Source organism: Adlercreutzia sp. CNCM I-6216 (assembly GCF_977113345.1).
Genome location: NZ_CDSBIE010000001.1, coordinates 20,748 through 44,498, shown reverse-complemented (window position 1 = coordinate 44,498; position 23,751 = coordinate 20,748). Strand labels below are relative to the sequence as shown.

At 61.7% G+C, this 23,751-nt stretch carries 22 protein-coding genes and 5 tRNA genes; 7 read left to right on the top strand and 20 right to left on the bottom strand.

What is annotated here, in order from left to right; all coding sequences use genetic code 11:
* Positions 1 to 82: 82 nt before the first annotated feature.
* The 5 genes from ACYVRU_RS00220 to rnd all read right to left on the bottom strand — a co-directional run bounded on the left by ACYVRU_RS00220 (position 83) and on the right by rnd (position 5,298).
* Positions 83 to 1,306, bottom strand: a complete 1,224-nt coding sequence (locus tag ACYVRU_RS00220; RefSeq protein ID WP_022739855.1) for an acetate/propionate family kinase — start codon at positions 1,304 to 1,306, stop codon at positions 83 to 85.
* Positions 1,307 to 1,558: 252 nt separating this feature from the next.
* Positions 1,559 to 1,825, bottom strand: a complete 267-nt coding sequence (xseB, locus tag ACYVRU_RS00215; protein ID WP_022739854.1) for an exodeoxyribonuclease VII small subunit — start codon at positions 1,823 to 1,825, stop codon at positions 1,559 to 1,561.
* A 50-nt stretch (positions 1,826 to 1,875) separates the two neighbouring features.
* The gene (xseA, locus tag ACYVRU_RS00210) at positions 1,876 to 3,327 is read right to left on the bottom strand and encodes an exodeoxyribonuclease VII large subunit (protein ID WP_461185573.1); all 1,452 of its coding nucleotides are present in this window, start codon (positions 3,325 to 3,327) and stop codon (positions 1,876 to 1,878) included.
* Positions 3,328 to 3,339: 12 nt separating this feature from the next.
* Positions 3,340 to 4,005 (bottom strand): zinc metallopeptidase, encoded by a 666-nt coding sequence (locus ACYVRU_RS00205; RefSeq protein WP_022739852.1) that lies wholly within the window; start codon positions 4,003 to 4,005, stop codon positions 3,340 to 3,342.
* A 105-nt stretch (positions 4,006 to 4,110) separates the two neighbouring features.
* Positions 4,111 to 5,298, bottom strand: a complete 1,188-nt coding sequence (rnd, locus tag ACYVRU_RS00200) for a ribonuclease D (protein WP_461185572.1) — start codon at positions 5,296 to 5,298, stop codon at positions 4,111 to 4,113.
* A 27-nt stretch (positions 5,299 to 5,325) separates the two neighbouring features.
* Between rnd and ACYVRU_RS00195 the strand changes: the two genes are divergently transcribed.
* Positions 5,326 to 6,264, top strand: coding sequence for a diacylglycerol/lipid kinase family protein (locus ACYVRU_RS00195; protein ID WP_227069500.1), 939 nt, complete (start codon positions 5,326 to 5,328; stop codon positions 6,262 to 6,264).
* Positions 6,265 to 6,412: 148 nt separating this feature from the next.
* Here the strand turns inward: ACYVRU_RS00195 and ACYVRU_RS00190 are convergent, their stop codons facing one another.
* The 3 genes from ACYVRU_RS00190 to ACYVRU_RS00180 form a co-directional block, all read right to left on the bottom strand.
* Complete coding sequence (locus tag ACYVRU_RS00190; RefSeq protein ID WP_114539105.1) at positions 6,413 to 7,897, bottom strand: basic amino acid/polyamine antiporter; 1,485 nt, start codon at positions 7,895 to 7,897, stop codon at positions 6,413 to 6,415.
* 194 nt (positions 7,898 to 8,091) lie between these two features.
* On the bottom strand, positions 8,092 to 8,517 hold the full coding sequence (locus ACYVRU_RS00185) for a hypothetical protein (protein ID WP_114539106.1): 426 nt from the start codon (positions 8,515 to 8,517) through the stop codon (positions 8,092 to 8,094).
* Positions 8,510 to 10,330 carry a hypothetical protein gene (locus ACYVRU_RS00180; RefSeq protein WP_114548384.1) on the bottom strand — a complete coding sequence of 607 codons (1,821 nt, stop codon included), beginning with the start codon at positions 10,328 to 10,330 and terminating at the stop codon, positions 8,510 to 8,512. Before ACYVRU_RS00180 ends, ACYVRU_RS00185 begins: the two co-directional genes overlap by 8 nt.
* A gap of 850 nt (positions 10,331 to 11,180) precedes the next feature.
* On the opposite strand from ACYVRU_RS00180, the gene ACYVRU_RS00175 reads away from it, so the two are divergent.
* From ACYVRU_RS00175 to ACYVRU_RS00155, 5 genes are all read left to right on the top strand, one after another.
* Positions 11,181 to 11,852 (top strand): helix-turn-helix domain-containing protein, encoded by a 672-nt coding sequence (locus ACYVRU_RS00175; protein ID WP_114548385.1) that lies wholly within the window; start codon positions 11,181 to 11,183, stop codon positions 11,850 to 11,852.
* A gap of 12 nt (positions 11,853 to 11,864) precedes the next feature.
* Positions 11,865 to 12,632, top strand: coding sequence for a DUF3800 domain-containing protein (locus ACYVRU_RS00170; protein ID WP_114539109.1), 768 nt, complete (start codon positions 11,865 to 11,867; stop codon positions 12,630 to 12,632).
* A 3-nt stretch (positions 12,633 to 12,635) separates the two neighbouring features.
* Positions 12,636 to 13,202 (top strand): hypothetical protein, encoded by a 567-nt coding sequence (locus tag ACYVRU_RS00165; protein WP_114539110.1) that lies wholly within the window; start codon positions 12,636 to 12,638, stop codon positions 13,200 to 13,202.
* Positions 13,203 to 13,509: 307 nt separating this feature from the next.
* Complete coding sequence (locus ACYVRU_RS00160) at positions 13,510 to 13,977, top strand: hypothetical protein (protein ID WP_114548386.1); 468 nt, start codon at positions 13,510 to 13,512, stop codon at positions 13,975 to 13,977.
* Positions 13,978 to 14,134: 157 nt separating this feature from the next.
* The gene (locus ACYVRU_RS00155) at positions 14,135 to 14,689 is read left to right on the top strand and encodes a tyrosine-type recombinase/integrase (RefSeq protein ID WP_114539112.1); all 555 of its coding nucleotides are present in this window, start codon (positions 14,135 to 14,137) and stop codon (positions 14,687 to 14,689) included.
* A gap of 98 nt (positions 14,690 to 14,787) precedes the next feature.
* Here the strand turns inward: ACYVRU_RS00155 and ACYVRU_RS00150 are convergent.
* The 6 genes from ACYVRU_RS00150 to ACYVRU_RS00125 form a co-directional block, all read right to left on the bottom strand.
* Positions 14,788 to 14,862, bottom strand: a tRNA-Val gene (locus tag ACYVRU_RS00150).
* A 78-nt stretch (positions 14,863 to 14,940) separates the two neighbouring features.
* Complete coding sequence (locus ACYVRU_RS00145; protein WP_114539113.1) at positions 14,941 to 15,405, bottom strand: hypothetical protein; 465 nt, start codon at positions 15,403 to 15,405, stop codon at positions 14,941 to 14,943.
* A 403-nt stretch (positions 15,406 to 15,808) separates the two neighbouring features.
* Positions 15,809 to 15,884 (bottom strand) — tRNA-Gly (locus ACYVRU_RS00140).
* A 15-nt stretch (positions 15,885 to 15,899) separates the two neighbouring features.
* Positions 15,900 to 15,973 (bottom strand) — tRNA-Cys (locus ACYVRU_RS00135).
* Positions 15,974 to 16,038: 65 nt separating this feature from the next.
* Positions 16,039 to 16,114 (bottom strand) — tRNA-Gly (locus tag ACYVRU_RS00130).
* A 130-nt stretch (positions 16,115 to 16,244) separates the two neighbouring features.
* Positions 16,245 to 17,153, bottom strand: coding sequence for a TerC family protein (locus ACYVRU_RS00125; RefSeq protein WP_114539114.1), 909 nt, complete (start codon positions 17,151 to 17,153; stop codon positions 16,245 to 16,247).
* 283 nt (positions 17,154 to 17,436) lie between these two features.
* Between ACYVRU_RS00125 and ACYVRU_RS00120 the strand changes: the two genes are divergently transcribed.
* Entirely contained in the window at positions 17,437 to 18,357 is a 921-nt protein-coding gene (locus ACYVRU_RS00120; protein ID WP_227070300.1) for a teichoic acid transporter, read from the top strand.
* 73 nt (positions 18,358 to 18,430) lie between these two features.
* Here ACYVRU_RS00120 and ACYVRU_RS00115 read toward each other — a convergent pair whose 3' ends face one another.
* From ACYVRU_RS00115 to ACYVRU_RS00090, 6 genes are all read right to left on the bottom strand, one after another.
* Entirely contained in the window at positions 18,431 to 19,330 is a 900-nt protein-coding gene (locus ACYVRU_RS00115) for a cation diffusion facilitator family transporter (RefSeq protein ID WP_114539115.1), read from the bottom strand.
* A gap of 214 nt (positions 19,331 to 19,544) precedes the next feature.
* Positions 19,545 to 19,633 (bottom strand) — tRNA-Leu (locus ACYVRU_RS00110).
* Between the two features lie 63 nt (positions 19,634 to 19,696).
* Positions 19,697 to 19,951, bottom strand: a complete 255-nt coding sequence (gene secG, locus ACYVRU_RS00105; RefSeq protein WP_022739837.1) for a preprotein translocase subunit SecG — start codon at positions 19,949 to 19,951, stop codon at positions 19,697 to 19,699.
* Positions 19,952 to 20,057: 106 nt separating this feature from the next.
* Positions 20,058 to 21,638, bottom strand: a complete 1,581-nt coding sequence (gpmI, locus tag ACYVRU_RS00100; protein ID WP_256156368.1) for a 2,3-bisphosphoglycerate-independent phosphoglycerate mutase — start codon at positions 21,636 to 21,638, stop codon at positions 20,058 to 20,060.
* A complete protein-coding gene (gene tpiA, locus ACYVRU_RS00095) occupies positions 21,639 to 22,409 on the bottom strand; it encodes a triose-phosphate isomerase (RefSeq protein ID WP_256156369.1) in 771 nt (256 codons plus the stop codon).
* A 12-nt stretch (positions 22,410 to 22,421) separates the two neighbouring features.
* Positions 22,422 to 23,609: a phosphoglycerate kinase gene (locus tag ACYVRU_RS00090; RefSeq protein WP_256156370.1), complete on the bottom strand. Its 1,188-nt coding sequence runs from the start codon at positions 23,607 to 23,609 to the stop codon at positions 22,422 to 22,424.
* Between the last annotated feature and the right edge of the window lie 142 nt (positions 23,610 to 23,751).

Here is a 23,751-nt window from a genome sequence, read left to right as displayed (position 1 = left end):
TCCGGAGAAAAAGAAGCCCCGGATTGACGATCTTTACAGAACAACCGTCAATCCGGGGCTAGTTTTTCGGAGCCGAAAGCGCCTACGCAAGCTCGGTGATCTCGAGCGTGCCCTCCTTCACCAGCTGATAGGTGTCGCGGGCGATCATGTACTCCTCGTCGGTGGGAATGATAACGATGCGCACCTCGGAGTCGTCCGTGGAGATCTCGCGCTCGCCGCGCAGGCCCTTGCGGTTCTTCTCCAGGTCGATCTTGATGCCGAGCGGCTGCAGGCCCGCGAAGATCATGCGGCGCATCTTGTCGCAGTTCTCGCCCACGCCGGCCGTGAGCACGATGGCATCGACGCCGCCCATGACGGCGATGTACTGGCCGATGTATTTCTTCGCGGAGTTCGAGTACATGTCGTAGGCGAGCTGGGCGCGCTCGTCACCCTCCTCGGAGGCCTGGCGCACGCTGCGCAGGTCGTTGGAGATGCCAGAGATGCCCAAAAGCCCGCTCTTCTTGTTCATGAGGTCGTTCACCTCGGCCGCCGTGAGGTTCTCCTTCTCCATGATGAAGGGGACGATGGCCGGGTCGATGGCGCCGCAGCGGGTGCCCATCATAAGGCCATCGAGAGGCGTGAGACCCATGGAGGTGTCAACGGCCACGCCGTGGTCGATGGCGGAGATGGAGCAGCCGTTGCCCAGATGGCAGGTGATGAGCTTCAGGTCCTCCAAGGGCTCGTCCATGAAGGCGGCCGCGCGCTCGGCAATGTAGCGATGCGAGGTGCCGTGGGCGCCGTACTTGCGGATGGCGTGCTTCTCGTACAGCTCGTAGGGCAACGGGTACATGTAGGCCTTCGGCGGAATGGTCTGGAAGAACGAGGTGTCGAAGACGGCCACCATGGGCTTGCCGGGCATCTGCTCGCGGCAGGCCTCGATGCCCATGAGCGCGGCCTTGTTGTGCAGAGGCGCGAGCTCCGCCAGCTCGTCGATCTTGGCGACGACATCGTCATCGATGAGCACGGAGCGATCGAAGTACTTGCCGCCCTGCACCACGCGGTGCCCCACGGCGTCGATGTCGTCCAAAGAGTCGATGGCCTTGGTGGGGCCGCTCGTCAGCGCCTCCAGCACGAGGGCCATGGCGGCGTTGTGATCGGGCATGGGGGTGTCGATGACCACCTCATTCTCGTCGATGCCGTGCTTGTGGAAGGCCTCGGCGGAACCGACACGCTCGCAGATGCCCTTGGCGAGCACTTCATGGGTTTCAACATTGATGAGCTGGTACTTCAGAGAGGAAGAACCGGCGTTGAGGACGAGGACGTTCAATGACTTACCTCCTAATCAATAGTTTCCCCTATTTTAGGAGTGCACGCAGGGCGCGTCGCACCTGCTCGCGTCCTTATCGGCAAGCGGAGCGCCGCTCACCGATTGACACCCCGTCATCTTTTCCGTTGAATTGCGGAGGCGGCTCCCCGTAGAGGGCGACCTTGATCCCCCCCCTTCCAACTGAAGACATCATTCCGGTCGAATGGGCAGATCAAGGTCTGCCCCTACGGAATCTGTCGCGCCGTCACCGTTCTAGGAGAGGGTCGTGTCCTGGGTCTCGTCGTCGGGGGCGGCCACCAGCTCGCCCATGAGCACCTCCACCTGCTGCTCGGCGGCGCCCAAGCGCTTCTGCAGCGAGCCCAAGAGCACCACGCCGCGCTCGTAGGCGGCGAGGGACTCCTCCAGTTCCAGCGTATTGCTCTCCAGCACGGAGACGATGGACTCCAGCTCGCTCAAGGCCTCGCGGAAGGTCAGCTCTTCCACCGGCTTCTTCTCGTCAAGGTTCGCGGCATCGCTCATGGCGCTTCCTTTCTCATCGTTGCGTGTATCACTCGTCGCTGCGCGTATCGTCAGTCCCAAGCCTCGACGGCGCTGTGGATGCGGCGGATATCGTCCACCGTGCAGTCCAGCTCACCGTCGGAGAGGGTCACCACGAGGCGCCCCCCCGCCGCGACGCCGTCCACCGAGCTCACCACTCGGCCGTCCTCCCCCTTGGCCATGGCGTAACCGCGGCCGATGATGGCCAGAGGCGACAGATCGTGCAGGCGCGCCGCGCTCACGGCCACCGACGCGCGATAGGGGTCGGTCATCGCCGCGCCGGCGCGCATCAGGCGCCCCCGCGCCCCATCGAGCTGCTGCCGGGAGCGCTCGCCGAAGTGCTCGCCGAGGTAGCCGAGGCGCCCTGCAGCGGCGCCCACCGCTCCTCTGGGCGCCGAGAGCAGCCCGGGCAGCATGCGGCCCAGCGCCTCGCCGATAAGCCCCAGCCTGTGGCGATCCTCGCGCAGCGCCTCCGGCAGCGCGCGGCCGAGGCGGTCGGACAGGTCGTCCAAGGCCAGCGCCTCGCCGTCGAACAGGCGCGTCGGCTCGCGGAACAGCGGCAGGGAAGCCACCCGTTCCATCTTGATCGACAGCGCGTCCAAACGACGGCTCTCGGCATGGCCCATGGCGGCGCCGAGCCCCTGGATGCGGGCGGCGATCTCGCCCTGAGCCGGCGCCACGGCCTCGGCGGCCGCCGTGGGAGTCGAGACCCGCACGTCGGCCACCATATCGGCGATGGAGGTGTCCGGCTCATGCCCGATGCCTGTCACCACGGGCACGGGACAGGCGGCAATGGTGCGCGCCAGCCGACGGTCGTTGAAGGGCATGAGATCCTCGAAGGATCCGCCGCCGCGCACGAGGAGCACCACCTCAGCGCCGGCAAAGACCACCTTGGCCAGACCGTCCACGAGCCCATCGGCCGCCCCGGGGCCCTCCACGGGAACGCCGGCGAACAGGATGCGGGCCAGAGGATAGCGCCTGCGCAGGGTTCGCAGCACATCGTGGACGGCCGCGCCGCGCGGCGAGGTGACGAGCCCTATGGTCTCGGGATAGGCGGGCAAAGGACGCTTGCGGGCCGGATCCATCAGCCCCATGGCCTCGAGCTCCCGCGCCAAGTTGGCCACCTGCAGCCGCAGCTGCCCTTCGCCGGCCAACGACACCGAGAACACGTCGAAGTTCATGCGCCCCTTGGCCGCGTACAGGGAGAAACGCCCCGTGAGCTCCACCAAAGCGCCGACGGAAAGCGCCACACCCGAGGCCTGGTAGCGGTTCATCCACATCATGCACGGAAGCGAGGCCTTCTCGTCCTTCACGGTGAAGTACACGGCCTTGTAGCCGGGCTTGTCGTTCACCTCGGAGACCTCGCCCACCAGGCGCACCACGACCTCTTCCAGGGCATTCTTGGCCAGGCCCATGGCCGCCGACACCGACAGGGCCGGGGCGGCCTCCTCTTCCGTTGTCGTCTCGCGCTCTTCCACCGCCACAGCAGGCTCCGTTTACTCCTGGCGCTGGCCGAGCAGCCACAGAAGCTGCAGGATGGAGGTGAGGGCCGCGGCCAGATAGGTGAAGGCGCAGGCGCGCAGCACGTCGAAGGCGCCCTTGCGCTCCTGGGCGGGCAGGCCAATCTGGCCCATGTAGGCCATGGCGCGCTGGGAGGCGTTGAACTCGACGGGCAGCGTGACCAGCTGGAAGAGCACCACCACGGCGTACATGATGATGGCCGCCGTGGTAAGCCCGGCGATGTTTAAGACGATGCCGGCCATGAGCAGAAAGATCCAGGCGTTCGAGGCCAGGTTCACCGCCGGCACGATGGCCCCGCGGATCTTCATGGGCGTGTAGTCCTGGGCGTACTGGCAGGCATGGCCCACCTCGTGGCAGGCCGTCGCCGTGGCGGTGATGGTGCGCCCATCGAAGGCCTCGGGCGAGAGCGTCACCGAGTTGCTGCGCGGATCGAAGTAGTCCTGACCCGGGCCCCCGCGGAAGACCTGCACATTCGAGATGCCGTAATAGGAAAGCATCTGGCGCGCCGCCTCGGCGCCGGTCAGCCCCGTGGAGTTCGCCACATGGGAGTAGGTCTTCAGCTTGTGGTTCACGTACCATTGAGCGCCCATGCCGATGACGAGCGTCGCGACGATGAGCATAAGGTAACTGCTGGAAATCATAGGGTTCTCCTTGCGTATGCCTTGCATTTTTGGCAGTCAATTATAGGCATGGGAGCGCCCCGGTCGCCCGGGAGGCGCCGAAAGCGTGAAAGATACGTAACCGCCTCAGGAACGCGGCGTCACCACGAGTCCTTCGGGGCCGAGCGATAGGGCGAGCCGGCCGGCGAGAAGCTCCAGCAGCTCGTCGCCCACCATAGCGCGGCGCCAGCCGCGCAGCACATCGACGTCGGCGGTGTAGCCCCGGGCGACGCGGGCGAGCTCCGACCGGGAGGCCAGCGTCTGCATGGCGATGTCGTTCTCCTTGGCGCGCAGCCGCACGAGCGCCTCCATGAGATCGAGCTCGGCATCGACGTTGCGCTCGCTCTTCGGCGACTTGTCCAGCTCGGGCCACGTATCGGGCGCGGCATCGAGACCCCGGACGAGCACGGTGGCCACAGCCCGGGCGTCCCGAGTGTTCAGCTTCTCGCGCACGCCGCGGATCAGGAACAGGTCGTCGATGGTGCGGGACTCGCGACGGCAGGCCTCGACGATCTGCTCGTCGGTGAGCACCCACTTGCGCGGCATATCGCGCTCCTGAGCCGTCACCTCGCGCCAGCACGCCACCTCCCGAGCCGCCGAGAGCTGCCGGCGCGTAAGCTGCCCCACGCGCTTGAGCCGCTTGTAGCGCTCGAAGGGGTCGCTCTCGTAGTTCGCCGGATCGCTCATGGCGGCGAAGTCGTTGTCGAGCCAGTGCAGGCGCCCCTTCGATTCCAACTTCTCCACCATGATGCGGTACATCTTCGGCAGATAGATCACGTCGTCGGCAGCATATTCCAGCTGAGAGGCGGAAAGCGGCCGACGCGACCAGTCGGTGAACGAGTCGCTCTTCTTCAGGTTCACGCCGCACAGGCTGTGCACCAAAGGCCCGTAGCCGATCTGCTGGGTGTGCCCCAGAAGCGTGGCCGCCACCTGGGTGTCGAACAGGGGCGCGGGCAGCACGCCCAGCTCGCGGTAGAGGATCTCCAGATCCTGGCCGCCGGCGTGGAAGAGCTTCACGATGGAGGGGTCGGAGAGCAGCGGGGCGAGCACCTTCAAATCCTCGATGGCGAAGGGATCCACGACGGCCACTACCGTATCCGTGGCCAACTGGATGAGACAGAGGTTCGCGTAATAGGTCTTCTCGCGCAGAAACTCGGTATCGATGGCCAAGACCGACGAGGAAGCGGCGCGCCGCACGAAGGCCTCCAGGTTTTCTTGGCTTGCAATGTATTCCACGACGGTCCTTGTCTGTATGGGATGAGGTTGTAGTACCATCCCATAATAGCAAGGGAAAGGAATTATGTGAAACTCCTCATCGTGAACAACCTGGCCTCCGGCTTCCGCGACGGGGCCATTTACGATTTCATGCGCGCCTTCGCCTCCGACGGCGACGAGATTTGCGTGCGCTGCACCGACGGCGACACCGACCTCGCCGACTTTCTGCGCGACGCCGAGGACTTCGACGCCGTGGTGGCCGCCGGCGGCGACGGCACGGTGGCCTCGGCAGCCTATCTTTTGGCCGAGACCGGCATCCCGCTGCTCCCCTTCCCCGCCGGCACCGCGAATCTGCTCGCCATGAATCTCGCCTCGCCGGCCGAGCCCCACGCGCTCGCCCATCTCATGCGCGAGCAGCGCCTCATGGATTTCGACATCGGGGAGATCGAGCTCTCCAACGGCGAGCGCTTCGGATTCTCCATGATCGCGGGAGCCGGCTACGACGCCGCCATCATGGAGGGCGCGGAGCCCTCCAAGCGCCTTCTGGGCCCCATGGCCTACTTCACGGCGGCCTTCGCCAACTTCGCGCCGCAGTTCTCCCGCATCACGCTCACCATCGACGGGAAGACCGTCGAGACCCAGGGCGTGGGGGTGCTCGCCATCAACTTCTCGAAGCTGCAGTTCGACATCTCGCTCGTCCACGAGAACCTGCCGCGCGACGGCATGTTCGACATCGTGGTCATGAACACCCACGACGCCGTGGGGCTTATCCCCGCGATCTTGAGCTGCATGCTCGACCGTGCCGGCGAGTTCCCGAGCCGCCCCGACGCCATGGAGGTGTTCCGCTGTCGGGAGTGCACCGTCGTCGCCGATCCGCCGCTGGCGGTGCAGTACGACGGCGAGGTCACCGGCACCATGACCCCGTTCACCGTGCGCATGCTGCCCGAGGCGGCCCGCTTCGTCGTGAGCGAGGAGTGCCTGGCCCTCTACGGCGAGGAGAGCGCCACGCCGCTCGACCTCGACTAGGGCCGCGCACGACGGGGACCAGCCCTGACGGCCAAAGATTCGTTGCCCCTCCTCGCCTTTCGCCCGTGAATTCCCACCCATTCCTTCCACGCAAAAAGCGGCCCCGGAATTGCTCCAGGGCCGCTTTCTCGTCTCAGTTGAAGCGCCGCTACACGAGGCCGGGCGTCGTCACCAACAGGAAAATGGACAAACAGGCCGCCGCGACGATGATGACAAGCACCACCTTGTCCAGCGTGCTCTGGAAGTACTTCTCGCCGCGTTCCCTCTTGCCCCAGATGTACATGAGGATGCCGGGCACGTACAGCAGGCACATGAGGATGACGCCGAGCACGCCCGCGGCCCAGGACAGAAACAGGCTGTAGACGACGCCCACGCAGCCCAGGATGCGCCACATCAGGATGGGGCCGTTAAGACGCCCCTTGAACGCGTCGGGCTCTTTGAAGGCCACCTTCGCGAAGTAGGCGGCCGAAAGCAGGTACGGCAGAAGGATCATACCGGCGGACAGCGTATAGAAGAACTGGTAGGTGGAATCGGTGAACAGCCAGGTGATGAGGAACAGCTCGATGATGATGTTCGTCACGACGAGGGTGACCACTGGCGCGCCCTTGTCGTTGGTCTTGGCGAAAGCCCTAATGAACACGCCCTCCTCGGCGGCCTCGAAGGGTGACTCGCTGGCGAGCACCGTATAGCCGAGCATGGCGCCGATGAGCGAGAGCGACACGGCAAAGTTGATCAGCACGGCGCCCCAATCGCCCACGGCGGCCTGCATCACGTAGGCCAGAGCCGGATTCTCGAGGTTGGCCAGCTCGGAGAGCGGCATGACGCCCATGGAGAGGATGGACACCGTCAGGTACAGCGTCAGCACGCAGATGAACGCGATGATGGTGGCCTTGCCCACGTCCTTCGCCTTCTTGGCGCGGCCGGAGATGGCCACCGCACCCTCGATGCCGATGAACACCCAGATGGTCACCATCATGGCCGTCTGTACCTGGTCGACGAAGGCCAGCGACGGGTCGGCTCCAGTGGTGAGGTTCGCGATGAAGATGTCGGGCTTGAAGGCGCCGATGAAGATGATGGCGATGATGCCGATGAGCAGGGGCACGAACTTCGAGATGGTGATGACCGCGTTGATGAGGGTCACCTCGCTGATGCCGCGGCTCACAAGGAAGGCGTAGAACCAGATGATGCAGGAGGCTCCGATGACGGCGTAGAGGTTCGTGCCGTTACCGAAGATCGGGAAGAAGTACGACAGCGCGCCGAACAGAAGCGCCGAGAAGCTGACCGTGCACAGAAGGGCCGAGATCCAGTAGCCCCAGGCACTGTTGAAGCCGAGGAAGTCGCCGAATCCCGTGGCGGCGTAGGTGTAGATGCCGCCCTTGAGGTCGGGCTTAACCCGGGAAAGCGCGAAGAACGTCATAACGAGGCAGAACACGCCGATGGCGGAAATGCCCCAGGCGGTCAGTATCGCCCAGCCGCTCGCGCCGCCGGCCGCCGCATCGCCCGACAGCGAGAACACGCCCGCGCCGACGATGAGCGTGATGACCGTGGTGACCATTCGAAACAAGCCGATGCCCTTGGGGTTGGTCACCCCGTCCGCTGCGGCCTGGGGCACGGCGGCCCCTGTCGTGGTCATTGATTCTGTGCTCATGGAAAGACCAACTCCTCGGTAGGGGAACATTGAGAACAATGATACCCCAGGTGAGGTTATTTCGCTTCCACAACTTTTCCACGTAAGGGCGGCGTTACAAAATCAGAGCGGCATAACATGCCATCTGCGAAAACTTCAGCTCATATTGCTCGAAACTCAAACTCAAACGTAGCAGATGCTCACCAATTAGAAATAGCTGCAACTCGCACTTCGCGAGGACTAACCAATAAAAGGCGTTTCTCGACTCGATCAATCGCGTGTTTTGCAGTATTTTGCTTAATTAGTCCTTCATTTGCAGTAGCCGCAAACTCGACCTTGTCTTTGCCCATTTTTGTCACAACCAACGCGATGTTCATGTTGGCCACACCAGCACCAACTACTGCCACGCATTCCATCCCATCATCCGACTGTTCAATGACCTTGCCGACTTCCATGAATGCCTCGGCAAGCTTCTTCGGCGTACAGTCCTTCACCTCAACGGTTGCATAAGCACTGCCGTCAATCAGCTTCCTCACGGACTTGTCGGTAACGACGAACCCGTAGTCAGCCCCGTAGCGCCTCAAGGCCTCCTCGAGCTTTTGTGCTACTTCTTTCTCGTCACTCATCTAAACCACTACCTCCCAACTCCAAAGCGATGTCCATGACCACGGAATCGATGCTTTCCTCCATTAAATCCTCGCTGGGCGCCGCGATGCGCGGGCGTATTTTTACCTGCTCGTTCGCAAGTGGCTCGATGATACCTCTCGCATGCCAGTACCTGTCCTTGCTTGAATGCATCTTCTTCAATGCCTTCTCGTTAATCTTAGCCACAAGCTTGTCCGATATCTTCTCGGCCTCGTCTTGGCTCAGGAGGTACTCCTCGCTTACGTCCCGGAAGGCTGCCTGTATCAACCTGATCATCTTGTCGGTATCTGAGTCGAAGAACTTGCCGGTAGCCTTGTCGATTAGCACGCCAAGCCCACCGCCAGCAACCAGAGAACCCACAAGACCGCCCACGACCGTGCCGACGCCGGGAAGCACCATCGTGCCCACGGTCGATCCGCCGAGCCATCCCGCCGTGCCCCCGACAACCGTTGTGGTCGTCTTGGCGAAGTTGACCGCCAGCTGCGCCCCGGAGATCCTGCCGAGCACTATGTCCTTGACGTCGAACGACGTCAGCACCGCGGTGGTCACCACAGCCGTGATAGCGTTGCCCTTCAGCAATTTGGCGGCGCTGTTGATCGCAGCCCCTCCCGTAAGCGTGGTTCCGCTCCTGAAGGCGTTCGCCAGCGCTGCGTAGGCCTTGGGGCTCAGGGTCTTCGCCAACGCCTGAAAGCTGGGGGTCATCGCGCCGCTGATGCTGGACTTAGCGATCTGGCTTGCCAGGACGGTCGTGACCAGCGTCGTACCGCCTATCTTGATTCCGCTGAATGCAGCGTTCTTCAATGCAACGGTCGGCTCCTCGCCATTCCATATGCTAATGGCCAAGGTTATGGAGGCGCTTACCCCGAAGGCCGAGAGGGAGATGACGGCTCCGGACTTCGCGTCATAGATGATGGAGTCCAGGTTCCCGGCTTTGGCGATGTTCTTCGCTTGCTGGTAGGTGAAGTGTCCCGGCTGCACTATCTCCTTGGCCTTCTCAGGATCCGTGACTCCTTTGACCTGCCCGTTTTCGATTTTGCCGGCCATCGCCTTGCGCGCATCTTCGATGGTGTCGGAGGCCACCTCGATGACCATGGGCTTTCCGTTGCTGTCGAAGTAGCGGAACTCGCCGCTGCCGCCGTTCTCGAAGCAGCCGTTTATGCTCGTTCTTCCGGTCGCGCAGTACTTCGATTGGATTAGAACCTTTGCCCCGTCCGGCTGGTGGATCGCCCTATCAGGGCCGTTCTTGACGTTGTTATCGCCCTCGATGGTAGCTTTCTTGCCATGCAGGCGGTCCTCTAGATTGTTTGCTCTTTCCGCGGCGAATCCGTGGCCTTGCCGAGCATGGAACCTCTCTTCGTCGTACACCTTATTGACGACGCCCCTGCTCCCGACGGTCAGGCCGCCTACTTCTATTCCAGCAGCTTCGTTCTCGTACTCCAGATTGACTCGGCTGTATTCCTCTGCCGCGGCACGGTTGATCCTCTTGATACTTTTGATGAGCTTTGTGATGGCCTCGCAGTCTACGACGTCGCATTTCCACAAATAATCGGCGTTGCTATCGAGCTCAAATTTTACCCCGTAGTCGAATCCTTCCTCAGTTCTCAATATCGCGATTCTACTAACCTCGTCGTACCAGACCTTCTGAGGTTTATTGCGACCGCCGTAGAAATAAGCTTTTGTGTCGCACACTAGAATGCCCGCAGTCGCATCGTGCCTCTTTGATACGTCGACGAGACCGATAACTCTATTCCAATCAAGCTGTGCCGCATATTGGTTGAGCCGATTAGCAATCATCTTTCTTGTGCCATCATTTAAAGTTCGAGTAAATATACAGGACATGCCATCGTTAGCCCGACAGCATCTCCCAAACTCCTGCTGTATTTCTATGAAAGTAGTCATAAGTTGTTGCATGCCTCAGTGAATTGCCACGTCGCCTTCGCTTTCTCCGGTTGGTTCATATGGCAACCTTAATCTCTGATCAGGAATGCCATTCATTGCTAGTCATTACAGGAGCGTTGCCTTCCAGCTACCTGAGACAAAGACAAAAACCAGGATAACCCACCTATAGACTCACAGCACTCGATACAAGGTCTGACCATGCGGTCAGCAATCGGTGCGCAGTACGTCCACCGCAGCTTTAAAACATTACGTTCCTGCAACCTAACGACTTAACTGGATTTGCGGTCGGCCGCATATTGATCCCTTCGATACCACCTCAACCACCTCGCGCAAGGTCTTGCCATCTTTGACTTCCTGCAGACCCATTTATCCACCTTCCAGCGGAGCTATATCTTTCTAAATCATATTGGTTAAATTCATGCACGGTGTCGCGTAGCAGCATGCGCGCGTGCTCAGCGATGGCATTGTAGATGCTTCAATCTCCAACAACTAGAAAACTCTCAGCTTGCCCTCACAAGAAACATACGTGGCAATAGCCTTCACGCCTGAGGTATCTTTGATTTTTCGAGCTTCATACCCGAAGCGTCACGGACTGTTGCGAGCGTTAAACTATAAGGTCGCATCTTTTGCTTCCTTTCGTCAGCACAATTTATCACAAACTTTAGTAAAACTAAAAAAATAATTGAGATTTTTTTAATTGGTAGTAAAATGCTCATAGAAATTGAGTTTCATTGAAGGAGGCGATATGGGTATCCCTGAAAACATTGATGCATTACTGGTCAAATACGACATTAATCAAGACCATCTGGCACGAATAGCAGACGTGACACCCGGAGCGGTTACTGGCTGGCGCAAGGGCTCCACCCCCCGCAAAGATGCCGTGCGCAACATATGCGATTACTTCAATCTGAGCGAGGACGATATTCTCTCCGAGAATTACGGCCTAGCGGCAAAAGAGTATGGAGACTTTCCAGGAATATCTAACGCCCGTCCCGCCGTAGGCATGGCCATGGGCCTAGCGCCGCGCCTGGGGAAGGTGCACGCGGGGGTTCTCGCCCAGCCGGACGTGTGCGACGAGGCCACCATGGTGAGCATCCCGCAGTTTCTCGTGGACGAGGATCCCGACTGCTTCGTGGTGTCCAGCGAAGGCGATTGCATGGACAAGGTGCTCTCCGTCGGCAGCGACCTGGTAGTGTCGCGGAAGAAGCAGCCGCGCGACAACTCGATCGTGATGGCGTCGGTGGACGGCTGCGACTACATCGTGCGCCGGCTGCGCATGACGGCCAACACCATGATCCTCTCGCCGGAGAGCCACAACCCCGACCACGAGGACATCATCATAAGGCGGGACAGCGAGCACAGCCTAGAGATCCCGGGCGTGATCACCTGGTATCAGGCCCCGAGGGAGATGGAGTAGGAGGACCCAGTAATGGAGCACAGTTCGAACTACATTTCAGCGCAAAATTTTAACAGGATTTTCTCAGGATCTGAATTCAACGTCTACTGCGACGAGAGCTGTCATTTGGAGCACAGCTCATCCAATGCCATGGCACTTGGGGCCATATGGTGCCCGAAACAGAAAACGCGGGAGATCAACCAAAGATTGATCGAGATCAAGAAGAAGCATCGCATAAAGCCAGAGGCCGAGGTGAAGTGGACGAAGGCCGCCCCGGGAAACCGATCTCTGTACGTCGATTTTCTCGACTACTTCTTCGACGACGACGATCTTCATTTCCGTGGCGTGGTCATACCGGACAAGAAGAAGCTCGATCACGCGCGCTACGGTCAGACTCACGATGAGTGGTATTACAAGATGTACTTCGTGCTTCTGAAGGCGATATTCCGCCGAGATGCGAGGTACTACGTCTACATAGACATCAAGGACACTCATTCGAGCGAGAACGCCCGTCGGCTCGAGGATGTGTGCGCCGCGAACGCCCACGACTTCAGCCATGAGATAGTGAGGCGCGTCCAGCCAATCCGTTCCGACGAGGTGCAGATCATGCAACTCGTTGATATCCTGACAGGAGCCATCTGCTACCGCCACAACAACCCCTATATCACCCCTCAGATGAACTCGACGAAGGTCGAATTGGTGAACAGGACCATCACTCGCTCGCAGATAAATCTCACGAACACCACGCTGTCGAGCGAGGACAAGCTGAACCTGCTGGTGTGGGAGCATGATTGGAGGTAGACCGTGGTTGAGGACTGGTGCTGGCTGCCTGATCTTCTCCCATGCGATGACCTTGCGCAATGGGAGGCTTACGAGGATCATCTGTACGAGATATTCGAGCGCGACTTCCTGCTGACGAAACCCACCTTCGAGGGACTTCCCGTCAACACGCGAAGACATCCAATGGAGCACGGTCGCGAAGAGGCGTTCTGGCACATAACGTGCTGCGACTACGGAAAGGACGGGGAGAGGCAACCCGACATGAACCGGTGCGAGCGCATTAGATGGGCGCGAGCGTTCATCGAGAATTGCGGCTGCAATCGCCCCGAATGCACGGAGTGCGAAGGAATGCTCGTATGGTCGACTCCTTACAAGGGGCACAGCCGGGTGAAGATGCTCCTTGAGGACGAGCAGTATCTCGTCGTGCTAGAGAGGAGGGAGAAATACTGCCTCCTGATAACAGCGTTTTACGTCGATCAGGAACACAGGCTTGAGAAACTGAGGAAGGAATTTGACAAAGTGTCCAGAGAAGCAGGAAGCGCCCCGAGAGGGACGCAACCAGATACTCCTTCTACACTTACGAGTCGGTAGATGAGCTATCTCGATTATAAGTTTGCAGCGCTGCAAAAGTAAAGGCACAAGATATTGAACGTTGATTTCGAATTTTGCAGAAAACCTTCCATAAATGAAGGATGAAACACAAGATGTTGCGGTTGAAGGATAGTGAACCTTTTCGCAACAAAACACTGTCTCGACAGTGCAACGGCAGTGCTCCGGCACTGTTCCGGCAGTGGGCGAGCAGTATTAAGAGAAGGAGCCCCGCTTTGATCTTGGCGGACTGGCGGGGCTCGCAGAAGAAATACCATCCTACGAATAGGAAGGCAAGGTGAATTGTACCATGGCCAAGGTAAAGGTTCGCGGCAAAGGCTCCGTGTACAAGATGGAGCGCGGCAAGTCGCGCGGCAAGTGCCGCAAGTGGCAGCTTCGCGCGGAGATCGATGGCGAGTTCGAGGGCGACGAGGGCTATGTCAAGACGAGGGTGTTCCACGGGACGTACTCCGAGGCGCAGGACGCCAAGGACGAGTTCGTGGCCGCCATCGAGCGCGGCGAGGTTAGGCGCGAGAGGGGGATGCTCTTCCCCGCCTACGCGGAGGCGTGGCTGGCCGAGCGGGCGGCGAAGGTCGCCTACGACACGTTGCAGAAGAACAGGTGCCACATCGTGTGCGCCAATATGCACCTCTCTAAGGCCCGGATCGAGGAAATTCGGCCTGGGCGCACCTGGATGCGATGTACAAGGCCCTCAGAAACGGCGAGAGCCCTTCAGGCAGGCCCTTGTCCGGAACCTACGTGCGCGACATATCCGTGACGCTCCACAGGATGTTCCGGGATGCGGTGAAGGGGGGCGACGCCGACTCCAACCCGTGCGAGTACGCCGAGCCGCCGGCCATAGACACGGAGCAGCGCACCCCCCTCCCGTCGAGGGCATCAGGGCGCTCGTCGATTCCCTCGATCCGAGGAAGCCCATGGAGTTCGCGCTTCGGGCGGCGGTCGGGTCGGGCATGAGGCGCGGCGAAATCGTGGGCCTAGACGTGCGGGACATAGACTTCGAGGCCGGAGAGATACACGTGGTGCACGGCACCGATAGCCTGGGGCGGCAGAAGGACACGAAGACCGCCGCGTCCAAGAGGGCGCTCCCCATGCCCGCGAGCCTCAAGGCGGACTTGAGGGAGCGCATTGCCGCCATAGAGGAGATGTTCGCGGAGACGCGGAAGGAGACGGGCAGCCCGTGGCCCGTCCTCGGAGACGACACGCCGCTCATGTGCAACGAGCTGGGCGAGAGGATGCGGCCCCATTCCGTCACCCGGTGGTGGGAGTGTCACAGGGACGGCTACGGCTGCCAGGGCATGACGCTGCACGATATGAGGCACAGCTACCTCACGGCCATGGCCCGCAAGAAGACCGACCCGAAGGTTCTCCAAGTGCTCGCGGGCCACGCGAAGTACTCCACGACCATGGACATTTACACCCATGTGGACATGGCCCAGAAGCACGAGGCGGTGGAGGCGATGGACTGGTAATGAAGTCACGGGGGCGGATTTTGAGTCCATTTTGCTTCCATTTGGACTCGGGAAAAGAAAAAGGTCAGAAGCTTTCAAGCCTCTGACCTGGTGTTTCATGGTGCGCGATACAAGATTTGAACTTGTGACCCCCACCGTGTCAAGGTGGTGCTCTCCCCCTGAGCTAATCGCGCATTCGGGGTTGCCGCCTCGCTTTCGTTCAGCAGCGAGTTAGTAGTTTAACAGATCGCCGTTCCCTGTCAAAGGGTTTTTCAGGATTCTTTGGAATTGGCGGCAGATGGCGCGGATGCGGGGGCAGGAGCCTGGCTTCCCTCATCGGATGCAGGCTCCCCTTCGGGAAGCTCGCGGCCCGATGCCGGGGCAATCTTGTCGTAGTTCCAACCGTTGGTGTACTTGGGAGGCTGCACCACCGCATAGCGGGCGCCGCACTTCTCGCAGATAACGACCTTGCCGGCCTTCGGGCGGAACATCCACCACACCACCCCGGCCGTGGCAAGGGTGACGACGACGGCCAGCACGATGAGCATATCCATCATGCCCACCTCGGCAGCATCGCCGGTCGTGAAACCCGCCAGAGCCACGAGCACCCACAGACCGAGAATGTAGATGGCGAACCCGGCCACGAGGACCTTCGCAACGCCCCGGGTCGGCAACGCCCCCTCGTATTGGGTGGCGCGAGCCTTGCACTCGCGGCATTTTACCTTGCTCGTCTCCATGGGCAACCGCCTCTCACGGCCGAATCTTTTCCGTATCGCCATACTACCATAGGGTGACGCTCATTTTGTGCACGCGATCAACAATTGAGGATGGACGATCTCTCCGCGTGGTCGTACCATCGAACAAGCCACCCGCAGCCTGAGGCTCTCTTTTGCCAGTTCCTTTTCCCGCTTTAGACAAAACAGCCCCTTGGGCTACAGGTTGCAATTCGAAATCGGGCAAAAACCCGCAGCTGGACACTGAGTTCTGTCAGGCTGGTTGTAGCCAAAGGGGGCAAAATGTCGTAGCACCTATCGTTCGGGATAAAAAGCCACGCTGGCACTGCGCTCTGCAGGCACGCTGCTTGACAAAAGCCCTCATACAGAAAATCGAGAGCCCGCAGGCTCCCGATTCGTGAAATCATGGAGCGGACAACGGGATTCGAACCCGCGACCCTCACCTTGGCAAGGTGATGCTCTACCAGCTGAGCCATGTCCGCATATAAGTTCCAGGTTGGAGGCGACGCCCAGATTCGAACTGGGGGTGAAGGCTTTGCAGGCCTCTGCCTTACCACTTGGCCACGTCGCCATTCCCTGGCGGCTGTCATTGCAAAGGCCGGTCAAACAAGAGCCTGACCGGCCTTCTGATGACAATGGAGCGGACAACGGGATTCGAACCCGCGACCCTCACCTTGGCAAGGTGATGCTCTACCAGCTGAGCCATGTCCGCATCGCGAGGAGATACTATAAGGGAAGCAGCCAGGCGATGCAAGCCCTAATTTCAAGAAATTCAAGACTCGTCCGCAAACGGCCGCCAAGGACGCCAGGAGCACCGAAAACGCCCTCCGACGCCCGCACCGCTAGTCGATCCGTTCGGCGTTCTCGATGGCGGCATCCACGCGGGCGCGGGCCTGCTCGCCCACCTTCGCCGGCTCCTCGCCGCCCTCGGCCTCGCGCACCGCCGCGTCGATGGCCTCGTCGGCCAGCTGCTTCTTCCACGCGTTCAGGCGGGAATTGAAGGCCATCTGGATGAACTCCAAGACCACGGCGAAGATCATCGCGAAGTAGACCATGAGCTTCTCCATGTGCATGTCGAGCACCTCGATGGAGGTGTGGATGCCGGCGGAGTCGAGCACGAGCAGAACGCCGATGGCGCAGATGAACACCAGTGCCAGGATCTTCATCTCCGGATGACTGTTGATGAAGTTCGAGATGGGATCGATGAAGATCATCATGATGAACACGGCGATCATCACAGCCAGGATCATGACGATGAGATGCTCGGCCAAGCCCACGGCGGTAATGACCGAGTCGATGGAGAACACGAGATCCATCACCATGATGGTGCCCACGGCCTGGGGCAGCCCGATGAGATGGCGCGCCTTGTGCTCCTCGGAGGTCTCGGCCTTGATCTCGGTGAGGGCGAGCACGTCGGTCAGCTCGCGGATGCCCTTGTAGATGAGGTAGCCGCCGCCGACGAGCATGACGATGTCGCGCACCGAGAAGCCGTGGCTGTAGGCGCCGAGGTTCACCGTGAACAGCGACGCGGTCATATGCACCAGGTAGGACGCGAAGCAAAGGAACAGAATGCGCATAACGAGGGCGCCGGCCAGGCCCAGCTTGCGGCCGATATGCTGCTTCTCCGGTGGAAGGCGGTTGGTGGTGATGGAGATGAACACCAGGTTGTCCACGCCCAAAACTATCTCTAGGAAAATGAGCGTGAGGAGGCTGATCCAAGCCTCCGGCGTCAGAAAAATCGAAAGATCCACGTCTTCCTCCTCGGTCCGCGCGGGCCGGCCCATCCGACCCACAAAAAAAGACTCATGGTGCAGAACAGACCTTCGCGGTCAATCCTGCACCATGAGTCTCGCTAATTGAGGCTCGCCAGGTCCGCCGTTGCCGCCCATGCGCGCAACCGTGGCCACGATGTTGACGAGCCGCGCCCGAAGGCGCCAGCTACTCCCCCATGGAGTCCGTTTATCCTAGCAGAGAGCCAACGGGGAAGCAATGGTATAATCGGCAGCAACACCGTAACGTACAGGAGCGCCATTCATGACCCAAGACGAGAACCTGCGCGATTCCGTAGATTCAACCGAAGCCGCTGTAAGCCGCGCCGAGGAGGCGCGCCGCCGCAAGGCCAGCCATGCCCGATCGGGCGAAGCCGAGGTGCCTCCCACCCGCCGTGCAGGCTTCCACCCGCTGGCCCGCGAGCCGAAGAGCACCGTGCAGATCGGGGACGTGCGCTACTACGACGGCGCCGAGCTCTCCCGGCCGTTGGAGACGCCCCCTCGCGTGAGGGCCATCATGCTGGCCGCGATGGTCGTGGCCGCCGTCATCGGCTGCCTCTTTTTAGGTCGCTACTTCGACCAGATCATGAACGAGCCCATCCGCCAGCAGCAAACGCTGCAGGAGAATCTGGCCCGCGAGGTCTCCTACGACTTCCCTTTGCTCTCGTCGCTCATGCCGCTTTCCGACGAGGAAATCATGACCGCGCTTACCGATGCCGGCTACACTTTATACGAGCGCACCCCCGTGGGCACCGACCCCGACGGCGGCTTCGAGGTCATCAAGCTGCCCGCCGACGTCTCCCTGGAAGAAGCGGGGCTCATGTACGTGCAGGGCATCGACAAGCTGTCGGCCGGCGACGCCGTGAAGCTTTTGAAGGGAGCCTGGACGCTCACCGTCTCGCGCAAGGCGGGCGACGACATGCGCCTGCGCTACGCCGATTTCGCCTCGGGCACCATTGAGAAGGCCGTCCAGGGGGCCATGCAGGTGGAGGGGCTGGAAAATGCCGAGGTCACCGACAGCGGCGTGGACGACTCGGGCAACACCTACCAGGCCGGCGTCGTGTCCACGGACAACGGCACCTACAACTGGCGCGTGTCGGTCATCGAGCTGGACGAGGTCTACGACATTTCGGGCCTGCCGAACACCGCCTTCTACGTCGGCATCCGATTCACCGCCCAGGCCTAGGAAAGACGCCCTGGCCGTCCCCGCAGATTACCGAAAGCCGCCGCCCGCGAAATCGGACGGCGGCTTTTTTGCGCTAGCCCTCGGCGCGCTCGGCGGCCGTATCCGGCTCGATATGCACGAGCACTTCCTTGATTTGAGGGAAGGCCGCGGCCACGACACCTTCCACCTTATCTCCCAGGTCATGGGCGGCAAGCACCGTCATCTGCGGATCGACGAGCACGTGCAGATCGCAGTAGACCTCAGCCTCGGTGCCCCGGGTGCGCACGGCATGGATCGACCGCACGCCATCCACCTTCTCCGCCGCACGGGCGATGTCGGCGGCGGGAATGCGCGCGTGGTCGGAAAGGGTGCGCAGCCCCGTGCGGAACACGCCCACTGCGGAGGCGAGGATGGCCACGGTCACGAGCAGCGCCATAATGGGGTCGGCCATGGGGAACCCAGCCACGACGAAGCCGAGGCCGACGATGACGCCGATGGAGACGAAAGCGTCGGAGAGCGTGTGGGCCGCATCCGCCGCGAGGATCTCGCTCTTGAGCCGCTTGCCCGCGCGGCGCTCGTACAAGGTCACGAACAGGTTCACCACGAGGGTTCCCACCATGACGATGAAGGACACGGGCGTCACCTGAGCCGTGTAGGTGCCGGCGACCAGCTTCTCCACAGCCGAGGAGCCTACTTCGAAGGCAGCGAAGAGGAGCAGCACGCCGATGGCGAGCGAACCGTAGGTCTCGAACTTGGAATGGCCGTAAGGGTGCCCCGCGTCGGCAGGACGCGCCGCCAAGCTGATGCCGACAAGCCCGATGACGTTGCCCAGCGAGTCGAATACCGAGTGGATGCCATCGGCCTGCATGGAGGCCGATCCCGACGCCAGACCGTAGAAGTACTTGGAGGCGGCCACCACCAGGTTCAAGACGAGAACGATCCAAAGAACCCTCTCCACCTGCCGCCCATGAGCCGTCTTGCCATCTGTCGTCATGCAAATCACCTCTTACTATTCAGAACCGGAGAAGAGCCCCGAAAGCGCCCAAGGAAGTCAGCGAGGTTCCGACAGGTGCCTGGAATTGCCCCGCCTTGGGGCCAAGTTGGCTTGGGCCAACGCCGTGCCCCAAACAAGGGGCACGGCCAGGTGCCTGTCGGAACCGCAGCATCGGCGAAATGAAAAGAGCCCTTACGGGCTCTTTTAATTTCTCTGGTGTCGGAGGCGGGATTTGAACCCGCACACCCGGTAAATGGGCACTAGCACCTCAAGCTAGCGTGTCTGCCGTTCCACCACTCCGACATGCTATTTGCAGCGACGATTATTCTAACAGAACTCCCGCGCGATGCAAGAAGAAATTTCCAATTACTGGGTAATGGTTCCGTGGGGGTAAATGATCATGAGAACCACCAGCGAGAGCAGGAACACGATAGCGCAGCCGATGGTGATGCGGTCGAGGTTCTTCTCGATGATGCTCGTGCCCGTCTGGGTAGAATACATGGAGCTCGCGATCATGTCCGAGATGCCCGTGCCCTTGCCCGAATGCATGAGAATGAAGATGATAAGGCCGACGCCGGACAGAACCAGCAGAACCAAGAAGACGATTACCAGGGGATTCAACGTGTCACGCTTCCTTTACGTTTCCAGTGTTTTGCGTACGCAAGTTGACTAGTATAGCCGATGCCGCCGGCGCCTTCAAGGGTCACGCGGCGGCATCGAAACGATTTCAAGCCAGAAGGCTCTCGCCGGTCATCTCGGACGGCTGCGGCAGGCCGATCATCGCCAGCAGCGTGGGCGCGATGTCGGCCAGGCACCCTTCTGCGCCGGAAAGGGCGAGGTCCGACCCGCTCGCGTCCACGAGCACGAGCGGCACCGGGTTGGTGGTGTGCGCGGTAAACGCGCCGCCGTCCTCGGCGATCATCTTGTCGGCGTTGCCGTGGTCGGCCGTGACCAGCGCCACGCCGCCCTTGCGCTCGATGGCGGCGAGCACGCGCCCCACGCCGGCATCCACCGCCTCTACAGCCGCGCGGGCCGCGTCCACGACGCCGGTATGCCCCACCATGTCGCAATTGGCAAAGTTCACGATGTACACATCGGCCTCATCGGCGTCAATGGCCGCTGCCAGGGTGTCGGCCACTTCGGGCTCGCTCATCTCCGGCTGCAGATCGTAGGTGGCCACCTTGGGGCTCGCGATGAGGCATCGGCTCTCCCCCGCCTTCTCGGCCTCGCGACCGCCATTCAAGAAGAAGGTGACATGGGCGTACTTCTCCGTCTCGGCGATGTGGTACTGGGTAAGCCCCGCGTCAGCCAGCACATCGGCCAGCACGTTTTCCGGGAACTCCTTGGGGAATGCCACAGCCGCCGGAATGTCTGGGTCGTACTCCGTAAGGCACACGAAATGCACGCTCGGCCACTTCTTGCGTTCAAAGCCGGCGAAGGCCGGATCGGTGATGGCGCGGGTGATCTCGCGGGCGCGGTCGGGGCGAAAGTTGAAGAAGATGACGGCATCCCCGTCGCGCATACCGCGGGCATCCAGGGCCACCGGCTCGACGAACTCGTCGGTCACCTCGCTTCCGTAGGAGGCCTCCATGGCAGCCACGGCAGCCAGGTCGCGGAAGGGCTCGGCGCAGACGACGGCATCGTAGGCTCGCTCCACGCGTTCCCAGCGATTATCGCGATCCATGGCGTAGTAGCGGCCCTCCACGGAGGCGATGGAAATCTCGCAGGGCGCGCCGTCCGGGGCCTTCGATGCGGCCCGCTCCAGATGATCTACGAGCTCGGCCATATAACCGGCCCCACTGGCGGGCGGCACGTCGCGGCCGTCCATGAAGCAGTGCACCATGATGCGCGGCACCCCGGCCGCCACGGCGGCGTCCACGAGCGCGTAGAGGTGCTCGTTGGAGGAGTGCACGCCGCCGTCGGAGAGCAGTCCCATGAGATGCAGCGCGGCTCCCTGCTTCTTGGCCGTCTCGAAGGCCGCGACGATCTCCGGATTTACGGCGATCGATCCGTCGCGGCAGGCGCGGTTGATGCGCGTGAGCTCCTGGAACACCACGCGCCCCGCACCGATGTTCAAATGCCCTACCTCCGAGTTGCCCATCTGCCCCTCGGGCAGGCCCACGGCCTCGCCGGAGGCCGCCAGGCGCGTGGTGGGCGCCTCGGCGAACAGGCGGTCGAGCACCGGTGTTGCGGCCAGCGAGATGGCGTTGCCGGGGCCCGGCTCGGCCAGGCCGAAGCCGTCCATGATGATGAGACAGGCGGGAAGGCGCAGCTCTTCGCGGGCCGGCGCCACAACAGGTCGTTCCATTTAGCAGGCTTCTTTCACGATCTGGATAAACGAATCGGCCTTGAGCGCCGCACCGCCGATAAGGCCGCCATCGATGTCGGGTTCGGCGAGGAGCAGCGCCGCGTTCCCCTCGTTCATCGAGCCGCCGTAGAGCACGCGCAGGCTCTCGGCCACCTCAGCGCCGAACATGTCCGACACGGTGGCGCGGATGGCGGCGCAGACCTCCTCGGCCTGCTCGGGCGTGGCCGTGCGACCCGTGCCGATGGCCCACACCGGCTCGTAGGCCACAACGGTACGGGCGGCGTCGGCCGCGTCCATGCCGGCATAGGCCGCGCGCACCTGGGCCGTGACGAAATCGAGGTAGGTGCCCCCGTCGCGCACGGACAGCGACTCGCCCACGCAGATGATGGGGGTGATGTCGGCCTCGATGAGCGCGCGGGCCTTCAAATTCACTTCCTCGTTGGTCTCGCCGAACAGATTGCGGCGCTCGGAATGGCCGACGATGCAGAAGGCGCAGCCGATGTTCTTGATCATGGCGATGGAAATCTCGCCGGTAAACGCGCCCTTGGGCTCCCAGTAGACGTTCTGGGCGCCCACGGCGATATCCACGCGGTCGAACTCGAAGACGCTCTTCACAGGCTTGAGATCCACAAACGGCGGGCAGACGGCCACGTCCACCAGCTCGAGCCAGTCGCGCTCCATGCGGTTGGAGATCTCCTGAGCGAGCACCACGGCCTCGGGGATGGTGTTGTTCATCTTCCAGTTGCCGGCAATGAGGTTCTTGCGGGGCATATTGCTTCCTTTCTAGCGAAGGGCCTCGACGCCGGGGAGCGCCTCGCCCTGGACGAGCTCCATGGAGGCACCGCCGCCCGTGGAGATGAAGGTCATCTTGTCAGCCAGGTCGAACTGGTTCACCGCGGCCACCGAGTCGCCGCCGCCGATGATGGTGTCAGCCTCCTCGTTGGCGGCCACGGCCTCGGCCACCGCCCGGGTGCCGGCCTCGAAGGAGGGCATCTCGAAGACGCCCATGGGGCCGTTCCAGAAGACGCTCTTGGCCATGCCGATGGCCTCGGCGTACAGCTCGGCCGTCTCCGGGCCGATATCGAGGCCCATCATGTCGTCGGGAATCTCGTCCACCGAGACGGTGGCGAGGTTGGCGTCGTTCGCGAAGGCATCGGCGCACACGACGTCCACGGGAAGCAGTAGCGACACGCCGCGGTCGGCGGCCTTCTTCATCATGTCGCCGGCGCGCTCGACCCAATCGGCCTCCATGAGCGAGGTACCCACGGATTTGCCCTGGGCCGCCAGGAACGTGAAGCACATGCCGCCGCCGATGATGAGGGTGTCGGCCTTCTCCAGCAGCGCGTCGATGACCTTGATCTTGTCGGAGACCTTCGAGCCGCCGAGAATGGCGACGAAGGGGCGGCGCGGCTCGTCGAGCATGCCCGTGAGCGTGGCCACCTCGCGCTCCATGAGATAGCCGGCATAGGAGGGCAGATAAGCCGCAACACCGGCCGTGGAGGCATGGGCGCGATGAGCCGTGCCGAAGGCGTCGTTCGCGTAGGCATCGGCGAGGTCTGCCAAGGCACGGGCGAACTCGGGGTCGTTCTTCTTCTCGCGCTTGTCGAAGCGGATGTTCTCCAGCAGCAGCACGTCACCGTCTTCCAGCGCGTCGACGGCTTCCTGAGCCGCAGGTCCGATAAGCTCGCGCGAGAGCACGATGTCGCGGCCGAGCAACTCCTGCAAACGGCGCGCGATGGGGCCCAAGCTGAAGGACTCCTCGAAGCCCTCCCCCGCCGGTCGGCCGCGGTGGCTCGTGAGGATCACTCGGGCGCCGTCGCCGACGAGCTTGTTGATGGTGGGCAGCGCCGCGCGGATGCGCGTATCGTCGGTCACGTTGCCGTCGGCGTCCACCGGCGCGTTGAAGTCGACGCGCACGAGCACCTTCTTGCCCGCGAAATTCTCGTCGTCAATAGTCTTGATATCCGCCATGTCGTTCCTTTCCCAAAGAGAAAACCCGGCTCATTAAGGGAACCGGGATTCTCAAAATACTAATTATTTTGCCTCACTGGTTCGCCCAAGGAAGTCAGCGAGGTTTCGACAGGTGCCTGGAATTGCCCCGCCTTGGGGCCAA